The organism is uncultured Flavobacterium sp., from assembly GCF_937967675.1.
Taxonomy (GTDB): domain Bacteria; phylum Bacteroidota; class Bacteroidia; order Flavobacteriales; family Flavobacteriaceae; genus Flavobacterium.
In genome coordinates this window covers 1-7,725 of record NZ_CALBSN010000005.1, presented here as the reverse complement: position 1 = coordinate 7,725, position 7,725 = coordinate 1, and the positions used below count along the sequence as shown (strand labels likewise).

Annotated in this window: 4 protein-coding genes; 1 reads left to right on the top strand and 3 read right to left on the bottom strand. The window is 34.9% G+C overall.

Features of this window, described 5'->3' with window-relative positions; all coding sequences use genetic code 11:
* Window positions 1-66: 66 nt before the first annotated feature.
* Window positions 67-3,102 (bottom strand): TAT-variant-translocated molybdopterin oxidoreductase, encoded by a 3,036-nt coding sequence (locus tag Q0075_RS00415; RefSeq protein WP_297867794.1) that lies wholly within the window; start codon window positions 3,100-3,102, stop codon window positions 67-69.
* A gap of 33 nt (window positions 3,103-3,135) precedes the next feature.
* Window positions 3,136-4,413, bottom strand: coding sequence for a c-type cytochrome (locus Q0075_RS00410; protein ID WP_297867793.1), 1,278 nt, complete (start codon window positions 4,411-4,413; stop codon window positions 3,136-3,138).
* 216 nt (window positions 4,414-4,629) lie between these two features.
* Here Q0075_RS00410 and Q0075_RS00405 point away from each other — a divergent pair, with 216 nt between their 5' ends.
* Entirely contained in the window at window positions 4,630-5,019 is a 390-nt protein-coding gene (locus Q0075_RS00405) for an SPOR domain-containing protein (RefSeq protein WP_297867792.1), read from the top strand.
* A gap of 61 nt (window positions 5,020-5,080) precedes the next feature.
* On the opposite strand, the gene infB is transcribed toward Q0075_RS00405, so the two are convergent.
* On the bottom strand, window positions 5,081-7,725 hold a 2,645-nt coding region (gene infB, locus Q0075_RS00400), incomplete at its 5' end, for a translation initiation factor IF-2 (protein WP_297867791.1).

Sequence of the window (7,725 nt, the reverse complement as noted above, 5' to 3'; positions counted from 1 at the left end):
AGGTTTTCTAATGGGTGCTTCGTAATGAGACGACATAATCCTTTATATTGTTTCTTTAATTAATACTTATTTATCGTTTCTAACTTTCACGTGGTACATAACGTTTGGCTTTGTTCCGATGTGCTCTAATAAATGATACATTCTATCAGATTCTACTAATTTAGCAACATCTGATTCTGAATCATTGATATCTCCAAATTTCATAGCACCACTTGAACAAGCTGCAGAACAAGCTGTTTGGAATTCATCCTTACCTACTGCTCTACCTTCACGTTTTGCTTTTAATTTAACTGCTTGAGTCATTTGGATACACATAGAACATTTCTCCATAACTCCACGAGAACGTACATTTACATCTGGGTTGATAACCATACGACCTAAATCATCATTCATATGATAATCAAACTCGCTGTTTTTGTTATACAAGAACCAGTTGAAACGTCTTACTTTATATGGACAGTTGTTAGCACAGTAACGAGTACCAACACATCTGTTGTATGCCATGTGGTTTTGACCTTCTCTACCATGCGATGTTGCAGCTACTGGACATACTGTCTCACAAGGAGCGTGATTACAGTGCTGACACATTACAGGTTGGAAAGCTATTTGAGGATTTTCTGAAGGGTCTTCCATACTTGAGAAAGTATCGATAGAATTCATTAATCCACTAGCAGACTCTTTTAATTCAATATCACCAGCAAACGTTTCTTTAGAAGAATAATATCTATCAATACGCAACCAGTGCATATCTCTACTTCTTCTAACTTCTGCTTTACCTACAACTGGCACATTATTTTCAGCGTGACATGCAATAACACATGCTCCACATCCTGTACAAGCGTTTAAATCAATAGATAAGTTAAAGTGGTGTCCAACGCTTCTGTCAAAAGAATCCCATAAGTCAACTTCTGTAGCAGCTGTTGGTTTGTGATCTAATGATACCATTGGAACTGGATTCCAAACTTTAGCATCTTTAGTATTGAAAACTTCTAATGTAGTTTCTTTTATAATATCACCTCTACCCATTAATGTTTTTTGTAACTGAACACAAGCAAATTCATGCTCACCATCAGCAACAGTAATAGTAGCAGATTGATTCGAGTTTAAGTTAGCGTATAAAGCGTAAGCATTAACACCTACTTGCATCTCTTCTTTTAATCCTAATTTTTTACCATATCCAAAAGCTAAACCTAAAGTTCCTTTTGCTTGACCTGGTTGAATAATAACTGGTACATTTTCTAAAGTAGCATTTCCTACTTTGATAGTCGCATAACTTCCGTTTAAACCTCCATTAGCTACATTCCAGTTTTTAAATCCGTTTGCTTCAGCATCTGCTTTAGACATAGTTACGTAGTTATCCCAAGATACTCTTGTAATAGGATCAGGGAATTCTTGTAACCAAGGATTGTTTGCTTGTTGTCCATCTCCCATTCCAACTTTAGTATATAATACTAAATCGAAATTAGAAGATTTTGCTTGAGCTAAAGCCGAAGCTGCCGAAGCATAATCAGCAGAAGCTGCAGTTAATGGACTTGCTACAGAAGCAACAAAACCATCATGAACTGCTTGATTCCAAGATTTTCCAGCTAAAGAAGTAGCAGAGAAAGATTTTAAGAAATCATAATAAGCAACTGTATTGTCTGTCCAAGTTAATAAAGCTTCTTGGAACTGTTTTGTATTGAATAAAGGACGAATCGTTGGTTGCATAATGCTGTAGTTACTTCTAGTAATTGCAACATCACCCCAAGACTCTAAATAATGTGGAGCCGCAGCAGCAATTGTAGTCAAAGTTGAAGTTTCATCTTCTTTCATTGAGAAAGCAACTGAAAGTTTAACTGATTTTAAAGCCGCAACGAAATCTTTTGAATTAGCTAAAGTGTAAGCTGGATTAACACCGTTCATAATTAACGTATGAACTTTTCCAGCTTTCATATCTGCTACTAATTGAGCAACCGCTTTTGCATCACCTTTTCTAGTAAGAATAGCATCAGAAGGGTTGAAAGCTGCAGATTGTATCGCATTATTAATAGCTAAAACTACTAATTGTGCATTTACATCATCTAAACCAGTAACAACTACACCTTTGTTTTTAGCATCTTTAAGTTGTTTAGCTGCTTTAGCAATTTGAGCATTTTTAGGTTGAGCACCATTAACAACAGCATAATATAAATCAGCCAAAGCTTGTTTTTGTTGCGCAACTGTCATTGGAATTCTAACATCTGCATTAGCACCAGCTAAAGACATGTTAGCTTCAATTTGAATATGTTTAGACATCATTCCGTTTTTAGGAATACGACCTTGAGCATATCCTGCATCAAAACCTCCTCCTTGCCAATCTCCTAAGAAATCTGCACCAACAGAAACGATAACGTCTGCTTTTGAAAAATCATAATTAGCTAAAGCTCTTACACCATAAACCGCTTGAAAAGCATCTAAAGCGTTTGATTCAGAAACTGCATCATAAACAACATGTTTAGTTGTTGGATATTTAGCAACTAAAGAAGCGATTAAAGCATCAGTTGAAGGACTTGCCATAGTATTTGTTAACACTACAACATTTCCACCTTTTGCTTTAGCATCTTCTAAACTAGCTTTAACCTTAGTGTTTACGTCAGCCCAAGTTGCATCTTTACCAGCAATTTTAGGTTGTTTTAAACGTAAACTATCGTATAATGAAAGAACAGAAGCATGAACTCTTGCATTTGCTCCAGTTTTTGCTCCTTCTAAATTATTGTTCTCTACTTTAATAGGACGACCCTCACGAGTTTTGATTAAAATATTAGCAAAATCAAAACCATCAGCCATTGTTGTTGCATAATAATCAGCAACACCAGGAATAATTTCTTCTGGTTGAACTACGTAAGGAATTGACTTTACTACAGGACCTTCACAAGCCGCTAATGAAGCAGCAGCTGTGCTAAATCCAACATATTTTAAAAAGTCACGACGAGTAGTTGACGAAGCAGATAAAGATTCTTTATCTCCTAAGAATTGGTCAACCGGAATTGGTTCCACAAACTCGTTGTTTCTTAGCGTCTCAACAATAGAGCTATTTTCGTTTAGCTCTTCAACACTTTTCCAGTATTTTTTGTTTGATGCCATTGTATAGTATATTAGCTTCTTAAATTATTTTTATTAATAGTGACATTTACCACATTCTAAACCTCCCATTTGAGCCGCAGTTAACTGAGATACTCCGTATTTTTTAGAAAGTTCTTCATGAATTTTCTTGTAGTAAGCATTATCTTCTACTTTCACATTTGTTTCTCTGTGACAGTTGATACACCATCCCATTGTTAACGGAGCATGTTGTTTCATGATTTCCATTTCCTGAACAGGGCCGTGACAAGTTTGACACTCAACACCAGCAACAGTTACGTGTTGTGAGTGATTGAAATAAACGTGATCTGGTAAATTATGAATTCTAACCCATTTAACTGGTTTAGTTTTTCCTGTGTATTTTTGTAATGACTTATCCCATCCTACAGCATCATATAATTTAGCAATTTCACCATCGTAAAATGCTTTTGAATGCTCTTCAGTTGCTGTAGTTTCAGCTACTTCACTGATGTTTTTGTGACAGTTCATACAAACATTTAACGAAGGGATATTAGAATGCTTACTAACTCTTGCCGCAGAGTGACAGTATTTACAATCAATTCCGTTATCACCAGCGTGAATTCTGTGTGAATAATGAATTGGTTGCACTGGCTCATATCCTTGATCTACACCAATCTGCATCATCCATCCGTATGCAAAATAAGCAGAAACCAACAATAACAAGATTGCAGAAACCAACACTAAGAACTGATTTTTTGCATACGCTTTAAAGATATTCATAATTGAACGATCTTTTTGAGCCACCTCTAACCCTTTAGCACCAGCGATTTTAGTCAACATATTGTTCACCAAGAACAACATTACAACTAACATCATCATCACTAATGAAAGCACTCCTAATATAACATTATTAGAAACACCTGAATCAGCCGCAGTAGCATCACCAGCAACTGGGGCAGCACCAGGAACCGCAGTAGGTGCAGCAGGAGCAGGCTCAGAAGTGTAAGCTATAATATTGTCAATATCCTCATTTGACAATTGTGGAAATGCTGTCATTGGAACTTTGTTGTTCTCTTCAAAAACTTTTACAGCTTGCGCATCTCCTGACTTGATTAATTCCCCACTATTCTTTACCCACTTATACAACCATTCTTTATCATACTTAGCCTCAACTCCACGAAGTGCTGGACCCGTAGCTTTTGCGTCTAATTTATGACATGCTGCACAATTGGTATTAAATAATTCTTTACCCTTTGCTGCATCCTGAGAGAATGCAGATAAAGAAGTTACTAGCACGAATGCTACACTGAAGAAAATCTTTGAAAACGATTTATGGTTACCCACCTTTTTCATATTTAAAATGATTATCGACTTAATTTGGTATACTTTTAGATATACCTTATCTAAAAACAACACGTTATTTTTTCAAAACTCCGACAAAAATACAATATTCGAACTATTATTAAAACCTTAATTTTATCTTAAAATGTAATTTATATTTGTTCTAAATAATAATCAAGCGCATGATTCTCGTCTATAATTGTATTTTTGTATAATAATTATTTGATTATGAAAAATAGATCGAAACATAACTTATTGTACTTCTTTATCCTATCAACTTTTTTTTGTGTAAAAACAGTTGCACAAGACAGTAAAATAACCACTACTATTGATCCCAAGATTGATCAATTATTAAAAGAAAAGAGAAAACTTAACACTAGTTTATTCTTGAATGAAGGCTATAAAATTCAAATTTTTTATGGAAATAGCGAAGAATCAAAAAAGAAGTTACAAGAATTTAAAAAAGAATTCAAAGACTTAGACGGAACTATTATATTTAATAGCCCAAACTATAAAGTTTGGATTGGAAATTTTAAATCACGAATAGAGGTAGAACGTGCGATGATAGAAATTAGAAAAAAATACCCGTCCGCTTTAATTATCAAACCTTCAAACTAATAATTTCATACAATAAAAAAGGCCATTCAATGAATGGCCTTTTTTATTGTATGAATGAAAATTATTTCAATTTTTTCTTTACTTCCACTTCATGGAATCCTTCAATTAAATCATACTCACGAATATCGTTGTAATTTTTAATCTGCATACCACAATCATATCCTTTAGAAACTTCTTTAACATCATCTTTGAAACGTTTTAAAGTTGCTAATTCACCTGTGTAAATTACAACACCTTCTCTAATTAAACGAATCTTAGAATTTCTAAAAATCTTACCATCAGTAACCATACATCCAGCAATTGTTCCTACTTTAGATACTTTAAATAATTCTCTAATTTCTGCAGTGCCTGTAATCTCTTCTTTCATTTCTGGAGATAACATTCCTTCCATTGCATCTTTTAAGTCATCAATTGCATCGTAAATAATTGAATAGTTACGGATATCGATTTCCTCTTTTTCAGCTAATTGTTTCGCATTTCCTTGTGGACGAACATTAAATCCAATAATAATCGCATCAGAAGCAGAAGCTAACAATACATCGGATTCGGTAATTGCACCAACTCCTTTATGAATGATTTTAATCTCAATTTCTTCAGTAGATAATTTTGAAAACGAATCAGCTAATGCTTCAACAGAACCATCCACATCACCTTTTATAATAATATTTAATTCTTTAAACTGACCAAGAGCAATACGTCGACCAAGTTCAGCAAGTGTTGTATGTTTTTTAGTTCTTGCAGACTGTTCGCGTTGCATTTGAGTACGTTTTGCAGCAATTTGTTTAGCTTCTCTTTCGTCTTCATATACATTAAACTTATCCCCTGCTGTTGGCGCACCGTCTAAACCTAATACTGATACTGGAGTAGATGGGCCCGCTTCTTTAATTTGGTGACCTCTTTCATCAAACATGGCTCTAATTTTACCATGATTTTTTCCAGCCAACACATAATCTCCAATACGAAGTGTTCCTGCTTGTACTAAAATAGTAGAAACATATCCTTTTCCTTTATCTAACTGAGCTTCAACAACTGTTCCAAGCGCAGGTTTTTTTGGATTTGCAGTAAGTTCTAAAACTTCTGCTTCTAATAACACTTTTTCTAATAATTCTGAAACACCTGTTCCTTGTTTAGCCGAAATATCGTGTGATTGGTATTTTCCACCCCAATCTTCAACTAATAAATTCATTCCAGCTAATTGCTCTTTAATTTTTTCTGGATTAGCTGCTGGCTTATCTACTTTATTAATAGCAAAAATCATTGGAACACCAGCCGCTTGTGCGTGACTGATTGCTTCTTTTGTTTGTGGCATGATATCATCATCCGCAGCAATTACAATAATAGCAATATCGGTAACTTGAGCTCCACGTGCACGCATTGCGGTAAACGCCTCGTGACCTGGTGTATCTAAGAATGTGATTTTTTCGCCATTTTCTAAAATTACTCCATATGCTCCAATGTGCTGTGTAATTCCTCCAGATTCACCCGCAATAACGTTTGCTTTACGAATGTAATCTAGTAAAGAGGTTTTACCGTGATCAACGTGACCCATTACAGTAACAATTGGTGCTCTATGAACTAAATCTTCTGGATTGTCTTGAACTACTTCTGCAGCTTCTTCAATATCTGTTGTTATGAATTCTACTTCATAACCAAATTCATCTGCCACAATAGATAAAGTTTCTGCATCTAAACGTTGGTTCATGGTAACCATTATTCCTAATGACATACAAGTTCCGATTACCTTAGTAATTGGCACATCCATTAAAGCTGCAATTTCTCCAACAGTAACAAACTCTGTTACTTTTAATGTTTTGCTTCCTTCTTCTTGTGCTTGCAATTCATCATCAACGCGTTGACGGTGAGAATCTCTTTTATCTCTACGATATTTAGCTGATTTTGATTTATTACCTTTTCCTTGAAGTCTTTCAAGCGTTTCTTTAATTTGATTTTTAACATCTTCTTCCGAAGGCTCTACCTTTTGAATAATTGGCTTCTTACCTTTATTAAAACCACCAGCTGCCCCTCCTTTAACAAATTCTTTTTTAGGTCCTCCGGCGTTATTATTTGCGCCAGGAGCTCCAGGCGTACCTGGTTTAACAATACGCTTACGTTTGTTTTTGTTATTATTTGCCGCATTAGCACCACCAGCATTTTGAGCTTGAGGTGTTCCTGGTTTTTTGAAATCTTTCTTAGAATCTTCTTTTTTCTTTTTAGGTTTTTCAAATTGAGATAGATCAATTTTTTGACCTGTAAAAGTAGCTCCAGACAATTTTTGATATTGTGTTTCGATTTTTTCCTCAACTGCTTCATCAGTTGAAGTTTCAGATTTAACCTCTACTTCTTTAACTGATTTGACAATTTCAGGCTTATTAATCACTTGAGGTGCTTCTTTAATTTCAGCTTTAACAGGTTCTGAAACTTTTTCTTCCACTACTTTTTCTATAGCTCCAACAGGCTTCTCTTCAGAAATTGGTTTTTCAGATTTAACTTCTAGTTTTTTAGGATCTAAATCGATTTTACCAATAGCTTTCGGCCCAGATAAAACAGCTTTTGCTTTGATAATTTCTTGTCTTTGACGCTCTTCTTCCTGCAAACGTTTTGCCTCTTGTTCTTTTTCAAGTTCACGCTTAAGCGCCTCTTTCTCTTTTCTTTTTTCTTCACTTACTTCAAGAGAGGCAACCTTATTCCCTTTGTCAGCAGAAAATT